Genomic DNA, 20001 nt, shown 5'->3' with positions numbered 1-20001 from the left:
GCACAAACAAATCGTGACGGCAGCATTGGTCGATGTGCCTCTTCCATGTCACCCTCATCGTGCGCCTCACGGAGAGCATGACCATGGAAGAGCGCGGTCTGGTACTGGTTACGGGCGGCTCTGGCTATATCGCGGGCTTCTGCATCGCGCAGCTGATCCGGGATGGGTGGCGAGTCCGTGCCACCCTGCGCTCTCCGGCGCGCGGCGAGGCGGTGCGAACCTCCTTGTCGAAGCTCGTCGATCCGGGCGATCGGCTCTCTTTCGTTGCGGCCGACCTCGACGGCGACGCCGGCTGGACCGAGGCTGCAGCCGGCTGCGACCATGTTCTGCACGTCGCCTCGCCATTGCCCACCGGGCGGTCGAGAAGCGACGATGAACTGGTCCGCCCCGCGCGCGACGGTGCCCTGCGGGTCCTCGCGGCGGCGCGAGCGGGCGGTGTGAAGCGTGTGGTGATGACGTCATCGATAGCCGCCGTCTCCTATGGCCATGGGGCCGGTCGCGCGTCGTTCACGGAAGCCGATTGGACTGATGAGACCGATCTTGGCGACACTTCGGCCTATGAGCGGGCCAAGACCATTGCCGAGCGTGCCGCCTGGGCGTGGATCGAGGAGCAGGCCGGACACCTCGAACTTGCGACCGTCAACCCCGGCCTGGTGCTGGGGCCGGTGCTCAGCCGCGACTATTCGGTCTCGATCGAAGTCGTGAAGAGACTGCTCGACCGATCGGTGCCGGGCCTGCCGGCGTTCGGCTGGCCATTGGCGGACGTGCGCGATATTGCCGATTTGCACCTGCGGGCGATGACGAATCCGAAGGCGGCGGGCGAGCGCTTCATCGGCGCCGGGCCATTCTACTGGGTGGCCGACATCGCGCACACCCTTCGCGCCCGGCGTCCCGAACTGGCCCGACGCGTGCCGACCCGACGTCTGCCTGACTGGCTGCTGAAACTCGCGGCGCCGTTCGATCCGATGTTGCACGAGCATCTGTTCGAGCTCGGTAGGAAGCGGACGGTGTCCAGCGAGAAGGCGAAAACGCTCCTGGAGTGGTCGCCACGTTCCAATGACGAAGCGATCGTCGATACCGCCGACAGTCTCCTGGCGCTCGGGATCGCGTGAGCTTCGGCCGCAGTCTCAACTCGCCATCCACCCACCATCGACCATCAGGTTCTCGCCGGTGATGAAGGTTGCCTCGTCCGAGGCGAGGAAGAGGGCGGCGTTGGCGACATCGTCGGAGCGGCCGAGCCGCGGCAGCGGCGTGCGCGCATGGCTGTACTCGATCCAGCGCGGCTCGACGGCGCGGCCACCTTTGCCGGTCAGGATCTTGCCCGGCGCGACGGCGTTGCAGATGATGTTGTCCTTGCCATAGTCGGCGGCGATCTGGCGGGTGAGATAAACGACCGCCGACTTCGAGACGCCGTAGGAGCAGTCCTCGGGCGCGGCGATCATGCCATGTTGCGAGGAAATGTTGACGATACGCCCGCGCGCTTCGTTTCGGATGTCCTGCGTCAGCATCCGGCGCACCGCGGCACGGCACATCAGGAAGACGCCGGTGACATTGACCGCCATGACGCGCTCCCATTCATCGAGGCTCGTCTCGACCAGAGGCTTGCCGACCCGGATGACGGAATCATTGACCAGGATGTCGAGCCGACCCGTGGGTTCCGCGGCCCGGCGCACAGCCTCCTCGACGGCTGCTTCCTTTGAAACGTCGCCCTTGAAGAAGGGCACGCTGAGGAGCTCGTGCGTCGGCTCGCCGCCTTCGATCACCTGCTCGGTGATGTCCATCAACAGAAGAATCGCGCCCTCGGCATGGAACTTCCTGGCGATGGCGCGGCCGATGCCGGACGAGGCGCCGGTGATCAGCGCCGTCTTGCCCTGGAGTCGCTTCATCTTTGCCTCGTCAGCATGTCGCGTTCGAGCCTCGCCACCCAGCGTGCGAAAGGCCAAAGCAGGACGAAGAAGATCACCGCGGCGGCCGTGAGCGGCGTCGGGTTGTAGGTTTGTTCCTGCGCGACCCGGGCCGAGCGCAGGAGCTCGGGCAGCGCCACCAGAGCGGCGATCGAGGTGGTCTTCACCAGCTCGAGCGAATTGGAGGCAAGCGGCGCCAGCACGCGCGCAATCGCCTGCGGCAGGATGACCAGGAAGATGAGCGGCAGCGGCTGCAGGCCGAGCGCCCGTGCCGCTTCGCGCTGACCCGGCGGCACCGCCTCGATACCGGCGCGGAAAATCTCGCCGTAGTAGCCGGAATTGTTGAGCGCCAGCGCGAGCACGCAGGCGGCGAAGGAGGGAAGCTTCAAGCCGAGGAACGGCAGGCCATAGAAGATCAGGATCAGCAGGACGAGGACGGGAAAGGAGCGGAACAGGTCGATCCAGACCAAAAGAAGGATGTTCAGGCTCCTGTTGTGGAAGCTGTAGAGAATGGCGATCGCAAGGCCGGCCAGGACCGCCAGCGGCAGCGTCACGGCGGCCAGCAGGACCGTGAGCTGCAGGCCTTGCCACAAGAGCGGCCAGATCCGCACGAAGCTCTGCCAGTCGGCAAAATTGTCGAGGAAGAGCTGCAGAGCATCCATGGTCAGCGCCGCGCGGGACCCAGCGCTTCGAGCCATCGGCTCGCCACGACCAGGGGTACGAAGAAGACGAGATAGAGGGCGGCCGCGAGGGTGAGCGGCGAGGGGTTGGCGGCGATCGCCATCGCGCTTTCGGCGCGGCCGAGCAGCTCGGGCAGTGCCACCGCGGTACCGAGTGCGGTGCCCTTGGTGATGGCGATGGCGCGGTTGGTGAGAAGCGGCACCGAGATACGGATCGCTTGCGGCAGGATCACCAAGAACAGGATGCGGAAAAAACCGAGCCCCAACGAGCGCGCGGCATCCCATTGGCCCTGCGGCACGGCCTGGATGGCGGCCCAGAAGATCTCGGTGGCGAAGGCGGCCAGGACGGCGCCGAGCGAGACTACGGTGGCGGCGAAAGGCGAGAGCTGGATGCCGGCATAGGGCAGGCCGAAGTAGATGAACACGATTACCACGAGCTGGGGCAGGGTGCGGAACACGTCGACGAACGTCGTGATCAACACATCGGCCGGCCCGATCCGCATCGCGCGCACGACGGCGAGGATCAGGCCGATCGCCACGCCCGAAAAGATCGTGAGCAGCGCGACGGCGACGGTCGTGCCGAAGCCGCCGATGATGGAGGGCCCGTACTGGGCGAGAATCTGCGGATTGAAGAAATTGTCGAGGAGCGGGCGCATGACGCCCTATTCGGCCGTCATTTGCAGCCCGGCACATGCGGCTTGAATTCGTAGCCCTTGAAGCCGGGCGCCCCGTAGCCCACGAACACCGCATTGATCGTCGAGGTCTGGTCGGGCGCGGAGCCGTACCATTTCTCGTACATCCTCGCGAGCGTGCCATCGAGCTTCATGCACTCGATCGCCTCCTCGACGGTGTTGCGATAGGCCGTGTCCTCGAGCCGGAAGGCATAGCCGAAATTACGCCCGTTGAAGTCCTTGAAGCCCACCTTGATCGCCTTGTTGTGGGCCGCGGCAAACACCGCAGTCGGGATTTCGTTCAACGCCGTGAAGGCGCGGCGGGTGATCACGGCCTGGACCGAATCGGGGAAGGTGTCATAGCGCTGCACCTCGAAGCCGTATTTCTCGGAATTGGCGGTCGCCCAGGTATCGGAGATCGTGCCGCGGTTCACCGCCAGCTGCTTGCCTTTGAGATCCTCGAAGCCCTTCATCTCGTCGGCGGCGCGGACGAGGAAGCCGTTGCCCGTGGCGAAGAACGGCTCGGTATAAAGCATGCGCTCGGCGCGTTCGGCAGTGATGTTGAGCGGATTGACCGTGAATTCGATCCGCTTGGAAAAGAGCGCCGCGAACAGGCCGGAGAAGTTGATGTCGACGATCTCCACGCCCGGGCGGCCGACGCGCTTCGCGATGTCCGTGATCATGTCGACGCCGAAGCCTTCCGGTCCGGATGCGCCGCGCACCATCCACGGCGCCACGCCGAAGTCGGAACCGACGACCATGGTCTTGTCCCCCGGATGATCGGTGTTTTGCGCCATGGCCGCGCCTGAAAGCGCAAGGGCCGCCGTTGCGATCAAAGCCGTCCAATTCATGGAGTCCCCCATTCCTCGGCGTCCCGGTAGGCAAGGACTATGCGCTGCTTTCATCCGCGTCGCACGCTGGCGCCGCCATCCACGGGCAGGGTCACGCCGGTGATGAATTTGGCCTCGTCGGAGGCGAGGAAGAGCGCTGCGTTGGCGACATCCCAGCCAGTGCCCATCTTGCGGCGCAACGGAACCTGGGCGTCGCGCTGAGCCTCGATTTCGGCACGCGTCTTCCTGAACTCGCGGGCGCGGGTGTCCACCGCCATCGGGGTGTTCATGAGGCCCGGCAGGATCACGTTGGCGCGAATGCCGTAGCTTGCGTTCTGGTAGGCGAGCTGCTCGGTGAACGATACCATCGCCGCCTTGGTCGCCTTGTACGCGACGTAAGGATAGGTCGTGATTACCGCCATCGAGGAGATGTTGACGATGGCGCCGCTCATCTGCCGGCGCATGATCGGGATCACCTCCTTGCAGGCCAGGATGCAGCTCTTGAGGTTGATTGCCACGCAGCGGTCGAACGCCTCCTCGGCAATTTCGAGGAGCTCGGCATCACCGCCTGCCAGCGACACGCCGACATTGTTGTGCAGGATGTCGATGCGACCCCAGCGCGACCGAGTGTCAGCGACCATGGCCTTGATGTCGGCTGCCTTGGTCACGTCGGCCTCGAAGGCCACGGCCGCGCCCTGCTTTTCCGCAATCATCTGAACCGTTTCGTCCGCGGATTTCAGGTCGCGGTCGACGCACACGACCTTGGCGCCCTCGCGGGCGAAGGTGAGGGCGGTGGCGCGGCCATTGCCGATGCCTTCGCCGGGGCTCTGCCCCGCGCCGACCACGATGGCAACCTTGTCCTTCAGCCGCATGTCACGACACTCCGGGAATAGGATATTGCCGAAGCACCTCCTTGTAGAAGGGTTCGTTGTCGATCTTCATGGTCGCGAGCACGCGTACCACGGCACAGTAGTGAGCGACCGTCAGCACGAGATCGGTCATATGCTCGTCGGAAAGATGCCGCTTGATATCTGTGAAGGTCGCCTCTGACATGCCGAGATCGCGCACCATCTCGCGCGCACCCCTCAGGATCGCCCTGGCGAGCGGCTCGAGCTTCGACGGCTTGCCCTCCGTCTCCGCCATCAGGCCCTCGATATCCTCGTCGGTGACGCCGAATTCCCTGCCGATTTTTACGTGATGGGTGAATTCGTACTCCGACCTTTCCAGCCAGCCTACCTGCAGGATGGCGAGCTCGCGCAGCCGCGGATCGAGCTTGCTCCTGAAGCGGATGAAGTTGCCGACGCCGTTGAAAGCCTTCGCCATGTCGGGGCTGTTCACCAGGAGTTTGTGCAGGTTGGTGTTGCGCTTCAGCATGTCGCGATATTCCGGCGCGACCTGGTCGGCCTCGAGATAGGGCAGGCGAGCCATTCTTGCGTGTCTCCTCAATGATCCTGTGAATCCCGTTCCGGTCCCTGCAGCGTGACCCCGCCGTCGACCACCAGCACCTGTCCGGTGATGTACCTGGCATGGCCGCTCATCAGGAACCGCACGGCATAGCCGATGTCCCAGCCGGTGCCTTCGATCTTTAGTGTCGAGGCGCCGGCGCGTTGGGTACGGGCGGCCTCGCTCATGCCGCGGGCATAGACCATCGGCGTGTACATCGGTCCGGGGCAAATGCAGTTCACGCGGATATGGTCCTTGCCGTGATCGACCGCCATCGCGCGGGTGAGACCGATCACGGCCGCCTTGGAGGTCGTGTAGGTCGTGAGCCCGCGCGGCCTGAGCGCGGAGATCGAGGAAATGTTGACGATCGCGCCGCCCTTGGCGGTCTTGATCATCGCGGGAATGGCATGCCTGGAGAGCAGGAACATCGTCTCGACATTCACCTGCATCACGCGCCGGTATTCCTCCGGTTTCTCCTGGACTACGCTGCCGCGACTGCCGATGCCGACATTGTTGTCGAGGAAATCGAGACGGCCCCAGTGATCGACCGCGGCATCGACGAGGCGGCGGCAATCGGCCTCCTTGGTCGCGTCGCACGGCTCGGCGACGGCAACGCCACCCTCGGCCTTGATCATTTCGACCGTGCGTTCGGCAAGTTTGAGGTCGAGATCGGACACAACGACCTTGGTGCCGGCCCGCGCCAGCAGGATGGCGGCCGCGCGGCCATTGCCGATGCCGTCCCCCGCAGCGCCGCCACCCGACACGATCGCTACCTTGCCGTCGAGGCCGGGATCGTCTTCAGGACCCTTCATCGCTTCCCCCTTCGCAGGCGGTTCAAGGCCAGCCGGTGCCCGGTACGTCCACCCGCATCGTCTCGATACGGCCGTCGCGCTTGTCGGCGATGCCGGGACCGCTGCCGGAATTGGTGACGACGTAGAGCATCCGCCGGTCGGCCCCGCCGAGCATGCAGGCATAGGCGCCGCGCGGCGCGAGGTCGATGCTGTCCGTGATCCGGCCGCCTTCCAAAACCCGCAGCACGCGGTGCCCGAACGGGTCGGAGACCCAGATCGCGCCTTCGGCATCGAGGCAGATGCCGTCAGGATAGCAGGCGTCGATAACCGCCCACAGGCGCTTGTTGGAGAGCGTGCCGTCGGAAGCGACATCGAAAGCGGTCAGGCGATGGGCGAAAGTCTCGCCCACGATCATGGTCCGGCCGTCGGGCGTGATCACCGTGCCGTTGGGAAAGAGCAGCCCGTCCGCTGCCTTGTGCACCGATCCGTCGGGATCGACGCGGATCAGGCAGGTCGTGCGCGGCGTCTCGCCGGCGTGACGATCGTAGCCGAAATTGCCGACATAGGCGCGGCCTTGGCCGTCCACGACCATGTCGTTGCAGTATCCGCTCGCTAATGACTTCAGTTCGGCCTCGACCGCAAGGTTGCCCTTCGCGAACCGCATCAGCCGGCGATCGGTCATGCTCACGATCAACAGCGTGCCGTCGGGTCGCCAGCCCAGGCCCGACGGGCGGCCGGGTACCTCGACGATCGTCTCCGCCTTGCCGCTTTCGTCGACGGAGCGGACCTGATGGACGTAGAAGTCCGAGAACCACAGCCTGCCATCGTGCCAGCGCGGCCCTTCGCCGAAGCAGAGACCGGAGAGGAATGGCTCGAGCTTCATGGTCGGGAACTCAGTTCGGAAAACCTGATCATCGGTCCCACTCGATCCTGAAGGCATCGCCCTGCCGCTTGATGTAGCCGGCATTGGCGCCCGGGAAGTGCGCGGGACAGAGAAGTGCTTGGCTCTCGACGCAGTCCTCGAGGAGCAACCGGCGGCTTTTGGCCGAGAGCTCCTGGTCCCAGCAGAACTGGCTCGACCAATCGGGGTAGTAGACCTGGATCGGATGATGCATGATGTCGCCCGAGAAGCAGGCCTTGCGGTCGCCGTCGCCGAGATTGATCGCGACCGACCCCGGCGTGTGGCCGGGATAGTCCTTGAGGGTGAGCAGCGGATCGGGCTGGTGGTCGGTCCCGATCATCACCGCCCTGCCGGCTTCCACGACAGGCAGCACCGAATCGTCGAACGATCCATCGTTGACGTTGGCGCCTTTGGTCTTGCGCTCCGTCTCCCAGTGCGCGTACTCGCGCTTGGCGAAGAGGTACTTCGCATTGGGGAAGGTCGGGACCCATCGACCGTCCTTGAGCTGCGTGTTCCAGCCGACATGGTCGACATGGAGATGGGTGCACATCACGAAATCGACGGATTCGGCCGGGCAACCGCACGCCGCCAGGCGCTCGAGGAAGGGCGTGTTGAGGTTGTTCCAGCCGGGGTTCTGCCGCTGCTTGTGATTGCCGAGGCAGGTGTCGATCAGGATGGTGTGATGCGGCGTCTTCACGATCCATGTGTGGACGCTGCCGACCAGCCGGTCGCTGCCGGCCTCGACATGCTCGGGCACCATCCACGACTTGTGCGCGTCGAAGGCCTGCTGGCTGAACCTGGGGAACATGCGTGTCGGCTTGAAGCCCGGCCCGCAGATCTCCTCGACTTTCTCGATGATGGCGCTGCCCAGCTTGCGCACGGTCATGTGTCCGCTTCCTCAGAAAGTGACGACGCTGCGGATCGACTCACCGCGATGCATCAGGTCGAACGCTTCGTTGATCTTTTCCACCGGCATGGTGTGGGTGATCAGCGAATCGATATCGATCTTGCCGTTCATGTACCAGTCGACGATCCTCGGCACGTCGCGCCGTCCCCTGGCGCCGCCGAACGCGGTGCCGAGCCATTGTCGGCCGGTGACGAGCTGGAACGGCCGCGTGCTGATCTCCTGGCCGGCGCCCGCGACGCCGATGATCACCGACTTGCCCCAGCCGCGATGGCAGCACTCCAGCGCCTGGCGCATCAGCTTGGTGTTGCCCACGCACTCGAAGCTGTAGTCGGCGCCGCCATCGGTCATTTCGACGAGATGGGCCACGACGTCCTTGCCTTCGAGCGCAGCGGGATTGACGAAATGGGTGAGACCGAACTTGCGCGCCAGCGCCTCGCGCGCCGGATTGAGATCGACGCCCACGATCATGCCGGCGCCCGCCAGGCGCGCGCCCTGCACGACGTTCAGCCCGATGCCGCCCAGGCCGAACACGACGACGTTCGCTCCCGGCTCGACCCTGGCGGTGTTGATCACGGCGCCGATGCCCGTCGTCACGCCGCAGCCGATGTAGCAGACCTTGTCGAAGGGCGCGTCGGGCCGGATCTTGGCAAGCGCGATCTCGGGCAGCACGGTGTAGTTCGAGAAGGTCGAGCAGCCCATGTAATGATGGATCTTCCTGCCCTTGATCGAGAAGCGCGAGGTGCCGTCAGGCATCACGCCCTGACCCTGTGTGCCGCGGATCGCCGTGCAGAGGTTGGTCTTGCCCGAGAGACACGATTTGCATTGCCGGCATTCGGGTGTGTAGAGCGGAATCACATGATCGCCCTTCTTGAGGGAGACGACGCCCGGCCCGACGTCGACTACGATCCCTGCACCCTCGTGACCGAAGATCACCGGAAACAGTCCTTCCGGGTCACCGCCCGAGCGCGTGAACTCGTCGGTGTGACAAACGCCCGACGCCTTGATCTCGACCAGCACCTCGCCGAACTTCGGTCCTTCGACGTCGACCGTCTCGATCTCGAGTTTTTTGCCGGCTTCGTAACAGACCGCCGCCTTCGTCTTCACGCTGCGCTCCCCGGGTGAGACGGGGAGCCTAGAGCAGGGGAGCGGCCGCAGTCTATGCCGCCGCCACTTTCGCGCGGCGGCCGGTCATCCGGGACCTCGCCTCGCGATACTGCCGGATCAGGCGGCGGCAAAGGTCGGCGGCGGTCGGGATGTCGTCGATGTTCCCGACGCCGTGGCCTGCCGTGTAGATGTCCTTCCAGCGCTTCTTGCTCTCCTGCGCGGCCACGATCTTGCCCGGGAGCGTCGTGCGCAGCACGTCGAGATCGATGCCGGCGGCGAGCAGGCTCGGCACCAGCCAGTTGGCCGGCGCACCGTCGATGGAGGCGGTCAGGAAGACGTCGGTCGCCCGGGTGTCGAGGATCATCTTCTTGTGGGCGTCGGCGGCCATCGCCTCGCGGGTGGCGATGAAGCGCGTGCCGACATAGGCGAGGTCGGCGCCCATCGCCTCGGCCGCCAGCACATCGCGGCCGGTGGACATGCCGCCCGCCAGCACGATCGCGAAGTGTTCGCCGAGCTGGCGCACCTCGTTCACAAGCGCGAAGGGGTTGATCGTGCCGGTATGGCCGCCGGCGCCACCCGCCACAGCGATCACACCGTCGACACCCGCTTCGAGCGCCTTCTCGGCATGGCGACGGTTGGCGATGTCGTGCAGCGCCACCGCGCCCCAGTCATGGATGCGCCTGATGGCATCACCCGGCGCGCCCTTTGAGGTGAGCACGACCGGGACCCGATATTTTTCGACCAGTTCGAGATCGCCGGGATAGCGTGGGTTGGAGGAATGGACGACGAGATTGACGGCCCACGGCGCCGGCTTCTTCCCGGCATCCTCCAGCCGCTGGATGCCCTCCTGCATCTCGTCGAGCCAGGCCTGGAATTGCTCGCGGCTGCGCGTGCCGTGAGCGGGGAAGCTGCCCATGATGCCCTCGCCGCAGCAGGCGAGGGCGAGAGCCGGGTTGGAGACGAGGAACATCGGCGCGGCGATCAAGGGCATCGCCATGCGGTCGATCAGATTCAGCACTTCGGCGCGCGCCATCAGACGTCTCCCGTGCTGGGCGTGGTGGACGTCACGCCGGCTTTCGCGAGTTCCTCGAGTTTCGCCTCATCGTAGCCGAGCAGGTCGCGCAGGACCTCTTCGGTATGCTGGCCGAGATCGGGGGCCGCGCACTCGATGACGATGCCCTTGCCGTCGAGCCGATAGGGCAGACCCTTGACCAGTCGGCCTTTCTCGTCGCGCGTCAGCGTGACGCCCGCCAGGGCCACGTCACGCAGGAGGTCACCGCCGTCGTTGCAGGACGCCGCCGCAATGCCGCGTGTCAGCAGCTCGGCAGCGGCTTCCGTGCTTGTCAGGGCGGCGCAAAACCGCGCCAGATCCGGCAGCGCGATCTCGGAGGTGACCGCAATCCAGCGCCCATCGCTGCATCGATACGTGTCCTGCTGTGCGATCCCTTCGATGGCGTTGCCGCCTCGCACGCTGCTGCGGCCGGGATTGCAGGCGGCGGCCAGGATCTCCTCACCCAGGGTGAACGAAGCGACCTCACGCTGGGAGAAGTCGAGGAAGCAACCCCGGCGTGTGCGCCGCGCTACCATGATGGCGATGATCACGATGCCGGCCGCGAACAGCGACACGATCTGGTCGGGATAGTTCACGTCCATGCCGGAGATGCGCGGCTCCTCGCCCTCGTAACCGGTCAGCGCGGCGATGCCCGAGGTGGCATCGAGCGTGCTGCCGAAGGAGACGTTCATGCGCTCGGGCCCGGTATCGCCCTGGCTGGAGATGGCGGCGAAGACGAGCTTCGGATTGATGGCGCTCAGATCCTTGTAGCCGACACCCGCGCGATCGAGCACGCCGCGTCGGAAATTCTCGATCACGACGTCGCACCGCGCCGCGAGTTCGCGGATGACGCGCTGGCCCTGCGGGTCCTTCAGGTTCAGCGCCAGTCCGCGCTTGTTGCGGTTGGTGAAGCGGAATTGCGGCGAGCGGTTCCACCAACCGTCGTCATTGTCAGGCTTGCCGACCACGCGGAAGGGGTCGAGATAGGCGCCCGATTCGATCTTGAGCACGTCGGCGCCGAGATCCGCCAGCATCGCCGAGGTATTGGCGCCGGCCGTCAGCAGGCCGAAGTCGAGGACGCGCACGCCGTGAAGCGGGCGAGCGCTCATGTCGACAACCCCGGCGCCGGCCGCGGCGCGAAGGAACGACCGTTCCACTGCACCGGAAGCTGCGGCAGGCGCAGTGTTCCAAGCGTCGGATGCGCAATGTCGGTGAAGAAGCCGCGTGCCAGATATTGCTCGGCTGCGAGCAATTCGGCCGGCGAGAAGATCGGCCCGAACGGGACGCCTTTGGCCTGGGCCAGAGCCTGAATTTCCCGACGTGTCTTGTCGGCAAGCCAGGGCGTCAAGATCTCGTACAGTTCGGCGACGTTCTGGCGTCGGCCGGCGCGCGTGGCATATTTCACGTGGTCGAGACGCGGATCGCCGACGAGGGCGCGCATCGCGGGCCATTGCGTCGCCGTATGGACGACCGCGACGTGGCCGTCCCTGCAAGGCACGACCTGAAACTCCGAGCGCTTGCCTTCGCGTCCCGGCGAAACGCCCGATGCGTCGGCGCCCGAAGCCGCCTTCCAGTTGACCCACTGCATCACTTCGGTCAGCGATACACGCACGGCGGGGGCGTTGCGGCCTGCGTCACGTGCCGCCAGCGCGGCCGCAAGACCGGTGAAAGCCGTCAGTCCCGCGGCATAGGACGCCTGATGGCCGCCAATCCTCAGCGGCTTTCGTTCCGGTTCACCGATCATGTGCAGGAGGCCACTCATGGCCAGTATCGTGAATTCGCTGACCGGATGCGCACCCGCCTGCATACCGGCGGGAAGCGCGGCAATCTCGATCGGCGTCGCGCGACTTGCGCGCATCTGCGGGGCGACGCAGGCGGGCTCCTCGAACAGCACCGCATCGGCGGTGTCGAGCAGTTTGCCCAAGGCGGCATGACCGGCGTCGCTCGCAAGATCGAGTACCAGCGAGCGCTTCGACGTGTTGAGGAACTGGAACAGCGCACTTCCGCCTTGCGGCAGGAAGGGCGGTGCCTTCCGCACCGGATCGCCGCCCGGCGGCTCCACCTTGAGCACATCGGCGCCGAGGTCGGCCGCGATCTTGCCCGCCAGCGACGTCGCAAGGCGCAGACATTGCGGGACGTCGCGGTCGTTCACTTCGACGACGGTGAAACGCTGGAGCGGCAAGGTATCGGCGGCGCTCATGGCACTGTTTCCGCGTATCGCGGGCGAAGACCTCGGTCAACGCTGCCCGCCATGCTAGCGTCCAACAACGGAGGTAGCGACATGGCGCAGACCGGCAATCACAAGGGGCTGACATTCGGCATCTTCCTGGCGCCGTTCCATCGCGTGGGCGAGAATCCGACGCTTGCCATGGCACGCGACATGGAGCTGATCGAATGGCTCGACGAGCTCGGCTTCGACGAGGCCTGGGTGGGCGAGCATCATTCGGCCGGCTGGGAGACGATCGCCGCGCCGGAAGTCTTCATCGGCGCCGCCATCGAGCGCACGCGCTTCATCCGCCTCGGCTCGGGTGTCACGAGCCTGCCTTATCACCATCCGCTCATGGTCGCGAACCGGTTCGTGCAACTCGATCACATGTCGCGGGGTCGCACGATGCTGGGCTGCGGCCCCGGCGCCCTGCCGTCGGACGCCTACATGATGGGGATCGAGCCTTCCACGCAGCGCAGCCGCATGGAGGAAGCGCTCGAGGCGATCATGCGGCTCCTCGAGTGCAGGGAGCCCGTCACCATGAAGACCGACTGGTTCGAGCTGCGCGAGGCGCGCCTGCATCTCGCACCCTACAGCCAACCGCATTTCCCGATCGCCTGCGCCAGCACTATCACGCCTTCGGGCATGATCGCGGCCGGCAAGCATGGCCTCGGCGTGCTCTCGATCGGCGCCGGCCTGCCGGGGGGACCGCAGGCGATGGCCAGGCAATGGGCGATCTACGAGGAGACCGCGGCCCAGCACGGCAAGACGGCCGATCGCTCGAAATGGCGCATCGTCGTCAACGCCCATCTCGCCGAGGACGACGAGCAGGCGCTGCGCGATGTCCATATCGGCGAACGGCGCGAGACCGTGACCTACTTCGAGGACACGCTGGGCCGTCCACCGGGCCGCTCCGACGACCCGCTACGCGAGGGCGTGGCGCAAGGCACGACGCTGGTCGGCACGCCCGACACCGTCGCGAAGGGAATCGAGCGGCTGCTGGGCTATTCCAACGGCGGCTTCGGTGGTGTGCTGTTCCGCGCGCACGAATGGGCGAGCCGCGAGGCAACGCTGCGCTCCTACGAGCTGTTCGCGCGCTACGTGATGCCGCGCTTCCAAGGTTCGCTGGACACGATCGTGGCCTCGAACGAGTGGGCGCGCACCAACCGCAAGGCGGTGTTCGGCCCGACGGTTGCAGCGGTGAAAAAGGCCTTCACCGACGTTGGCCGCGACGTGCCGGACGAGTTCCGCCAGCGCACCGTCGGCGCGCGCGACGTCGACTAGGGGTCATGACGCTTCGCGTCAGAACTCCTTCACCTGGCCCGGCTGCCAGTCGTCCAAGACCTTGATCGAGGTCTGGCCCAGCGCCGTCTTGAACTCGGCAGGAGTGCCCTTCAGCACCGAACTGGTGCCGTAGTGCATGGGCAGCACCATCTTGGGCTTGATCCATTCCCTGGTGGCGAAGGCGGCATCCGAGGGATTCATCACGAAATGCCCGCCGATCGGGATCAGGAGCAGATCGGGCTTGTACCTTTCACCGTAGAACTTCATGTCGCCGAACAGAGCGGTGTCACCCATGTCGTAGATCGTGAAGCCGTTGTCGAACTGGAAGATGAAGCCCACCGGCTCGCCGGCGGGATAGCTCGTCTCCTTCCCGGTCGCAGGGTCCTTGAGGATCATCTCGGACGAATGCTCGGCATGCACCGCCGTGACCTTCAGTCCGGGAACCGGCTCGATGGTGCCGCCCTTGCCGAAGCGCGGCGCCAGGCTGGCAGGCAGGACGCCGAGCGCTATCAGGAACTGATCCATGCCCGCCGGTGCCCAGACCGGCGCCTCGTTCTTCTTTGCAAGGGCGATGGAATCCCCCAGGTGATCGCCATGGCCATGCGTGACGAAGATCACGTCGACCTTGCCGAACTTGTCGAGATCCTTCCATTCCGGCGGACACTTGGGATTTCCGGTAATCCAGGGATCGATCATCGCGACCTTGCCGCCGGGCATGGTAAGCTTGAACGCGGACTGCGCGAACCATTGAAGCTGGATCTTGCCTTGAGCGTTGGCCGCGTTGACAAGAACCAGGCAAGCGGCGGCGACAAGGGCGAAAAACCGAAAACGCATCCCATTCCTCCCGGTCTTGATTGCAGCCTAACAGGTTCCTCAGAACGGAAACCTTCGCTTTTTCGTGAGCGACGAATCGCGCACCATGCCCTGTAACCTGAAGCAAGGAGACGGCGCGCGATGAGCATCAAGGGCAAGGCCTACATCGCCGGCATCTACGAGCATCCGACGCGTCTGGCGAAGGATCTGTCGCTGGCCCAGATCCACGCCGAGGTGGCCAAGGGCGCACTCGAGGATGCGGGCCTCGGCAAGGACGACGTCGATGGCTATTTCTGCGCCGGCGACGCGCCGGGGCTGGGGCCGATGTCGATGGTCGAATATATGGGGCTGCGCCCGAGGCACGTCGATTCGACCGATACCGGCGGCTCGTCCTATGTCCTCCATGTCGGCCACGCCGCCGAGGCGATCGCGGCGGGCAAGTGCAAGGTGGCGCTGATCACGCTGGCCGGCCGCCCGCGTGCCGAAGGCATGGCGACCGGCACCGTGCCGCGCAGCCGCGGTGGCACGCCCACACCCGACGAGCCGTTCGAATTTCCCTACGGCCCGACGGTCGTGAACATGTATGCCATGTGCGCCATGCGCCACATGTACGAGTTCGGCACCACCTCGGAGCAGCTTGCCTGGATCAAGGTCGCGGCGTCGCATCATGCGCAGCACAATCCCCATGCCCTTCTGAAGGACGTGGTCACGGTCGAGGACGTCGTGAACTCGCCGATGATCTCGGATCCGCTGCACCGGCTCGATTGCTGCGTCATCACCGATGGCGGCGGCGCCATCGTGGTCGTGGCGCCGGACATCGCGGCCAGGCTCAAACGACCGAAGGTGAGGCTGCTCGGCGCCTCGGAGTTCATCAAGACGCAGATGGGCGGCAAGGTCGATCTCACCTATTCGGGCGCGCGTTTCACCGGGCCGGCCGCCTTCGCCGAGGCGGGCGTCAAGCCGTCCGACATCAAGTACGCCTCGATCTACGACAGCTTCACCATCACCGTGCTGATGCAGCTCGAGGATCTCGGCTTCTGCGAGAAGGGCAAGGGCGGCAAGTTCGTGTCGGACGGCAATCTGATCGCGGGGCAAGGCAAGCTGCCCTTCAATACCGATGGCGGCGGACTCTGCAGCAACCATCCCGGCAATCGCGGCGGCCTCACCAAGGTGCTGGAGGCCGTTCGCCAGTTGCGCGGCGAGGCGCATCCCAAGGTGCAGGTGAAGAACTGCGATCTCGCGCTCGCGCACGGCACCGGCGGCTCGCTCGGCCTCCGGCACGGCAGCGCCACCGTCATTCTGGAGAGGGAATAGGATCATGGTCGAGACCAGAGAGCGCAAGCTGCCGGCGCCCTCCATCAGCCCGGAGACCAAGGCCTACTGGGACGCCGCCGCCAAGGGCAAGCTTCTCGTGCGCAAATGCACGAGCTGCGGAGAGGTGCATCACTATCCGCGCACCATCTGTCCGTTCTGCTTCAGCGACAGGACCGAATGGATCGAGGCGTCGGGCAAGGGCACCATCTATTCCTATAGCGTCATGCGCCGCGCGCCGGTGCCCTATGTCATGGCCTACGTCACGCTGGCGGAGGGTCCGCGCATGGTGACCAACATCGTCGATTGCAATTTCGACAAGCTCGAGGTCGAGCAGGCGGTGAAGCTCGTCTTCAAGCCGACCGACGGCGGCCCGCCGCTGCCGATGTTCACACCGGCTTAGGCAACCGCGTAGATATAACGATCGGGGCGCAGCATCGCCGCCCGCAGGTGGTGCTCAGCCAGCCATTCCCGGCCGACCGCGGGCAACGGCACTGCGTCAGATCTCAAATGGGTCAGCAGCGTGACGTCACCGACGATGGCAAAGCGCTGGCCGATGGCGTCATCCATCAGGCGGCCATCCGCCAGTCGCGGCTGGGGGAAGATCGTGCCGACCGGTGGCGGCGCGTCGATGCGGCAGCCGGGGCCGAGCTGCGGCTGCGGGAAGTCGAAGGTGTGCGGACCTTCGGCGAAGCGACGGTCGCGTTCGGCGACGGCTGCCGGATCGGTCGCCTGAATCACGGCACCCAATCGGACGGCCAACTCGATGAACGCCGTGACATGCGGCCGCCGCTCACTTTCGTAGGTGTCGAGCAGGACATCGGCCGCGGCGCCCTTCGCCACGGCGGCGAGCTTCCAGGCGAGGTTGGCGACGTCGCGCATGCCGGCACACATGCCTTGGCCGAGGAATGGCGGGGTCTGGTGACAGGCGTCGCCCGCCAGCAGCAGACGTCCTTTGCGCCAGGCTTCCTGGACGACCGAGTGAAAGGTGTAGACGGCCGATCTCTCGACTGCGGCATCTTCCGGCCCGAGCCATTTCGCCATCATCGGCCAGAAGATGTCGGGTTCGGTGAGGCGCGCCGGATCGTCGTCCGGCAGCAGCATGATCTCCCACCGGCGCCGCTTGCCGCCGACATTGACGATCGTCATTGGCCGTTCGGGGTCGCAGAGCTGGATCGTGTAGTCGGGCAAGGTCCGCACGCGCGGCGAGGCGGGATCGCAAATGAGGTCGACCACCAGCCACGGCTGATCGAGATCGAGATCGTGGGCCAGGCTGTCGATGGCACGGCGCACCAGGGAGCGTGCGCCATCGCAGCCCACGACATAGCGCGCCTGCAGGTCGTCGACCGAGCCGACGTCGTGGCCAAGGTGAAGCCGCACGTTGGGGAAACGGGCAAGGCCTTCGCGCAGGATCTGCTCCAACGACGGCTGGTGGAAATACCAGTTGCCGGCCCAGCCGTGCGGGCCAACGCCGTCGATGCCGCGCCGAACCATGAGCGTGCGGCCCGCCGCATCGATGAAGTGCATGCCCTTGGATGAACTGCGGGCCACGGCGACGACAGGCCCGGCAAGGCCGGCCGACTGGAAGATGCGCATCACCTCGCCGTCGAAATGCACCGCGCGCGGCAGCGCATGGATGGCGGCCTCGCGCTCGTAGACATCGACCGAGAGGCCAGCCTGTCCGAGAAGGTTGGCCAGCAGCGCGCCGACCGGCCCGCAGCCGACGATGGCGACGTCGGCGATCAGGAGTTGAGCGCCTCCCAGACGCGTTCGGGCGTGCAGGGCATGTTGATGTGCTTGCCGCCCAGCGCATCGACGATGGCGTTCATCACCGAAGGCAGCGAGCCGGCACAGCCCGCCTCGCCGCACCCTTTTGCTCCCAGCGCGTTGGTTTTGGCGGGTACCGAATGGTAGTCGATGCGGAAGGACGGCGTGTCGGAGGCCCTCGGCAGGGCATAGTCGGTGAAGCTGCCGGTGACGATCTGGCCGTCGTCGCTGTAGACGACGCGCTCGAACATCGCCTGGCCGATGCCCTGAACGACACCGCCGTGGCTCTGCCCTTCGACCAACAGCGGATTGATGACCGTGCCGAAGTCGTTGACCATGGTGTACTTCACCACATCGATCCAACCGGTGTCGGGATCGATCTCGACCTCCGCGACGTGAGCGCCATTGGGAAAGGCCGAGGGCGCCGCTTCGTGAACGTGGCTGACGTCGAGGGTGGCGGGCACGCCCTCGGGCAGCTTCATGCCGGCACGCACCTTCGCAGCCAGCTCCATGATGCCGATGCCGCGGTCGGTGCCGACGATGCTGAAACGGCCGGCCCTGAATTCGATGTCGGCAGCCGAGGCCTCGAGGGCGACGCCGGCAATCTGCTTGCCCTTGTCGATCACCTTGTCCGAGGCTTCGACGATCGCCGCACCCGACGCCATGATCGACTTGGAGCCGCCGGTGCCGCCGCCTGCAATCAGAAGGTCGCTGTCGCCCTGGATCAGCTTGATCCTGTGGAAGGGGATGCCGAGCTTCTCGGTCAGCACCTGCGCGAACGGCGACCAGTGGCCCTGGCCGTAGTCGAGCGTGCCGGTGATGATCGTGACGTCGCCGTTCGGCTCGAAGCGGATGCCGCCCATCTCCTTGGTCGGTGGTGCCGTCACTTCGAGATAGTCGCCGATGCCGAGGCCGCGCAGTTTGCCTCGCGTCGCACTCTCGGCCTTGCGCCCGGCGAAGCCCGCGACATCGGCGAGCTTCACTGCCTTGTCGAGCAGCGTCGTGAACTCGCCGCTGTCGTAGGTCGTGCCTGACGCCGTCTTGTAGGGCATCTCCTCGGGACGGATGTGGTTGCGCCTGCGCATCTCGATGCGGTCGATGCCCATTTCGCGCGCCGCAGTGTCGATCAGCCGCTCCATGAAATAGTTCGCTTCCGGCCGGCCGGCCCCGCGATAGGCGCCGACGGGCGAGGTGTGGGTGAACACCACCTTGGACGAGACCTCGATCAACGGCGTGCGATAGACCGCCGCGAGATTGCGCGTGACGCCCATCGATCCCATCAACGGGCCGACATTGGCAAGATAAGCGCCGACATTGGCAAAGCCCGTCATCCGCACCGCGAGAAATCGGCCATCCTTGTCGAGCGCCAGCTCGGCGTCGAAATCGTGATCGCGGCCATGCTGGTCGGAAAGAAAGCTGCCGCTGCGCTCGTCGGTCCACTTCACCGGACGGCCGAGCAGCTTGGAAGCATGAAACAGGCCGGCATATTCGGGATAGGGCGAACCCTTCATCCCGAACGAGCCGCCGACATTGCCAGTCGAGACTCGCATCTGTGCCGGCTTGATCTTCAGGAGGTCCGCCATCTGGTGCTTGAGGCCGAAGACGCCCTGGTTGCCGGCATAGAGGGTGTAGCGATCCGAGGCGGCATCGTAGTGGCCGATCGCCGAGCGCGGTTCCATGGCACAGACGACGATCCGATTGCTGACCAGCCGCAGGCGCGTCACATGTGCTGCCTTGGCGAAGGCTTCGGCCACCTTCGCGTTGTCGCCGTAGTGGAAGTCGACACAGATGTTACCCGGCACGTCGTCGAAGACCTGCGGTGCGCCGCTTTCCGCTCCGGCGCGCGCATCGGTGACCGCCGGCAGCGACTCGATGTCGAGCGCGACCGTCTCGGCAGCGTCCTTCGCCTGGGCCAGCGTTTCGGCGACGACGAAGGCCACCGGATCGCCGACGAAGCGCACCTTGCCGGTCGCCAGCGAATGGCGCGTCGGGACCTTCATCGGCGAGCCATCGCGATTGGGCACCGGTATCAGTGTCTTGAGGGGACCGTAGCCCGCCTGATCGAGATCAGCGCCGGTCCATGCGCCCAACACGCCCGGCATCTTGCGGGCCTCGTCGATGTCGATGCCCTTCAGGATGCCATGCGCCACCTGGCTTCTCACCATGACGGCATAGGCCTGGTTCGGCAGGTTGACGTCGTCGGTGTAGCGGCCCCGGCCCCTGAGCAGCGTGGGGTCTTCCTGGCGCGGCACCGGCTGGCCGATGCCGAATTTCGTCAAATTGAGATTGTCCGCGTCCAGAGGAGCGTTCATGGCGGTCCGTCCGAAAATGGGTGGGA

The 20001-nt window shown here is 65.6% G+C and carries 20 protein-coding genes; 4 read left to right on the top strand and 16 right to left on the bottom strand.

The window, feature by feature from the left end; genetic code table 11:
- Nucleotides 1-32 precede the first annotated feature (32 nt).
- The gene (locus VH499_RS25245) at nt 33-1112 is read left to right on the top strand and encodes an aldehyde reductase (RefSeq protein ID WP_332055538.1); all 1080 of its coding nucleotides are present in this window, start codon (nt 33-35) and stop codon (nt 1110-1112) included.
- Nucleotides 1113-1127: 15 nt separating this feature from the next.
- Here the strand turns inward: VH499_RS25245 and VH499_RS25240 are convergent, their stop codons facing one another.
- The 13 genes from VH499_RS25240 to VH499_RS25180 are packed head-to-tail and all read right to left on the bottom strand — an operon-like array spanning nt 1128 to nt 12482.
- Nucleotides 1128-1886, bottom strand: coding sequence for an SDR family oxidoreductase (locus VH499_RS25240; RefSeq protein WP_332055537.1), 759 nt, complete (start codon nt 1884-1886; stop codon nt 1128-1130).
- Nucleotides 1883-2566, bottom strand: coding sequence for an amino acid ABC transporter permease (locus tag VH499_RS25235; protein WP_332055536.1), 684 nt, complete (start codon nt 2564-2566; stop codon nt 1883-1885). Before VH499_RS25235 ends, VH499_RS25240 begins: the two co-directional genes overlap by 4 nt.
- Nucleotides 2567-2568: 2 nt before the next feature.
- Nucleotides 2569-3240 (bottom strand): amino acid ABC transporter permease, encoded by a 672-nt coding sequence (locus tag VH499_RS25230; protein ID WP_332055535.1) that lies wholly within the window; start codon nt 3238-3240, stop codon nt 2569-2571.
- Nucleotides 3241-3257: 17 nt separating this feature from the next.
- Nucleotides 3258-4106, bottom strand: a complete 849-nt coding sequence (locus tag VH499_RS25225; protein WP_332055534.1) for an ABC transporter substrate-binding protein — start codon at nt 4104-4106, stop codon at nt 3258-3260.
- Nucleotides 4107-4156: 50 nt separating this feature from the next.
- On the bottom strand, nt 4157-4957 hold the full coding sequence (locus VH499_RS25220) for an SDR family NAD(P)-dependent oxidoreductase (RefSeq protein WP_332055533.1): 801 nt from the start codon (nt 4955-4957) through the stop codon (nt 4157-4159).
- Between the two features lies 1 nt (nt 4958).
- On the bottom strand, nt 4959-5513 hold the full coding sequence (locus VH499_RS25215) for a carboxymuconolactone decarboxylase family protein (protein ID WP_332055532.1): 555 nt from the start codon (nt 5511-5513) through the stop codon (nt 4959-4961).
- A gap of 14 nt (nt 5514-5527) precedes the next feature.
- Nucleotides 5528-6340 carry an SDR family oxidoreductase gene (locus tag VH499_RS25210; protein WP_332055531.1) on the bottom strand — a complete coding sequence of 271 codons (813 nt, stop codon included), beginning with the start codon at nt 6338-6340 and terminating at the stop codon, nt 5528-5530.
- Nucleotides 6341-6362: 22 nt separating this feature from the next.
- Entirely contained in the window at nt 6363-7202 is an 840-nt protein-coding gene (locus VH499_RS25205; protein WP_332055530.1) for an SMP-30/gluconolactonase/LRE family protein, read from the bottom strand.
- A gap of 28 nt (nt 7203-7230) precedes the next feature.
- A complete protein-coding gene (locus VH499_RS25200; protein WP_332055529.1) occupies nt 7231-8106 on the bottom strand; it encodes an MBL fold metallo-hydrolase in 876 nt (291 codons plus the stop codon).
- Nucleotides 8107-8118: 12 nt separating this feature from the next.
- Entirely contained in the window at nt 8119-9231 is a 1113-nt protein-coding gene (locus tag VH499_RS25195; RefSeq protein ID WP_332055528.1) for an S-(hydroxymethyl)glutathione dehydrogenase/class III alcohol dehydrogenase, read from the bottom strand.
- Between the two features lie 52 nt (nt 9232-9283).
- Nucleotides 9284-10264, bottom strand: coding sequence for a nitronate monooxygenase family protein (locus tag VH499_RS25190; protein ID WP_332055527.1), 981 nt, complete (start codon nt 10262-10264; stop codon nt 9284-9286).
- On the bottom strand, nt 10264-11391 hold the full coding sequence (locus VH499_RS25185) for a CaiB/BaiF CoA-transferase family protein (protein WP_332055526.1): 1128 nt from the start codon (nt 11389-11391) through the stop codon (nt 10264-10266). Before VH499_RS25185 ends, VH499_RS25190 begins: the two co-directional genes overlap by 1 nt.
- Entirely contained in the window at nt 11388-12482 is a 1095-nt protein-coding gene (locus tag VH499_RS25180; RefSeq protein ID WP_332055525.1) for a CoA transferase, read from the bottom strand. The genes VH499_RS25185 and VH499_RS25180 overlap by 4 nt, the downstream gene beginning before the upstream one ends.
- An 81-nt stretch (nt 12483-12563) precedes the next feature.
- On the opposite strand from VH499_RS25180, the gene VH499_RS25175 reads away from it, so the two are divergent.
- On the top strand, nt 12564-13772 hold the full coding sequence (locus VH499_RS25175) for an LLM class flavin-dependent oxidoreductase (protein WP_332055524.1): 1209 nt from the start codon (nt 12564-12566) through the stop codon (nt 13770-13772).
- Nucleotides 13773-13790: 18 nt separating this feature from the next.
- Here VH499_RS25175 and VH499_RS25170 read toward each other — a convergent pair whose 3' ends face one another.
- Nucleotides 13791-14606: a metal-dependent hydrolase gene (locus VH499_RS25170; RefSeq protein ID WP_332055523.1), complete on the bottom strand. Its 816-nt coding sequence runs from the start codon at nt 14604-14606 to the stop codon at nt 13791-13793.
- Nucleotides 14607-14726: 120 nt separating this feature from the next.
- Here VH499_RS25170 and VH499_RS25165 point away from each other — a divergent pair, with 120 nt between their 5' ends.
- Nucleotides 14727-15899 (top strand): thiolase domain-containing protein, encoded by a 1173-nt coding sequence (locus VH499_RS25165; RefSeq protein WP_332055522.1) that lies wholly within the window; start codon nt 14727-14729, stop codon nt 15897-15899.
- A 4-nt stretch (nt 15900-15903) separates the two neighbouring features.
- The gene (locus tag VH499_RS25160; protein WP_332055521.1) at nt 15904-16299 is read left to right on the top strand and encodes a Zn-ribbon domain-containing OB-fold protein; all 396 of its coding nucleotides are present in this window, start codon (nt 15904-15906) and stop codon (nt 16297-16299) included.
- Here VH499_RS25160 and VH499_RS25155 read toward each other — a convergent pair.
- On the bottom strand, nt 16296-17624 hold the full coding sequence (locus VH499_RS25155; protein ID WP_332055576.1) for a bifunctional 3-(3-hydroxy-phenyl)propionate/3-hydroxycinnamic acid hydroxylase: 1329 nt from the start codon (nt 17622-17624) through the stop codon (nt 16296-16298). The two genes, VH499_RS25160 and VH499_RS25155, sit on opposite strands and share 4 nt — an antisense overlap.
- 14 nt (nt 17625-17638) lie before the next feature.
- A complete protein-coding gene (locus VH499_RS25150) occupies nt 17639-19975 on the bottom strand; it encodes a xanthine dehydrogenase family protein molybdopterin-binding subunit (RefSeq protein WP_332055520.1) in 2337 nt (778 codons plus the stop codon).
- Nucleotides 19976-20001: the final 26 nt, after the last annotated feature.

Source organism: Reyranella sp., assembly GCF_036558665.1.
Classification (GTDB): domain Bacteria; phylum Pseudomonadota; class Alphaproteobacteria; order Reyranellales; family Reyranellaceae; genus Reyranella.
Note: the sequence above shows the minus strand (reverse complement) of the source record. Positions and strands in the feature narration are given on the sequence as shown.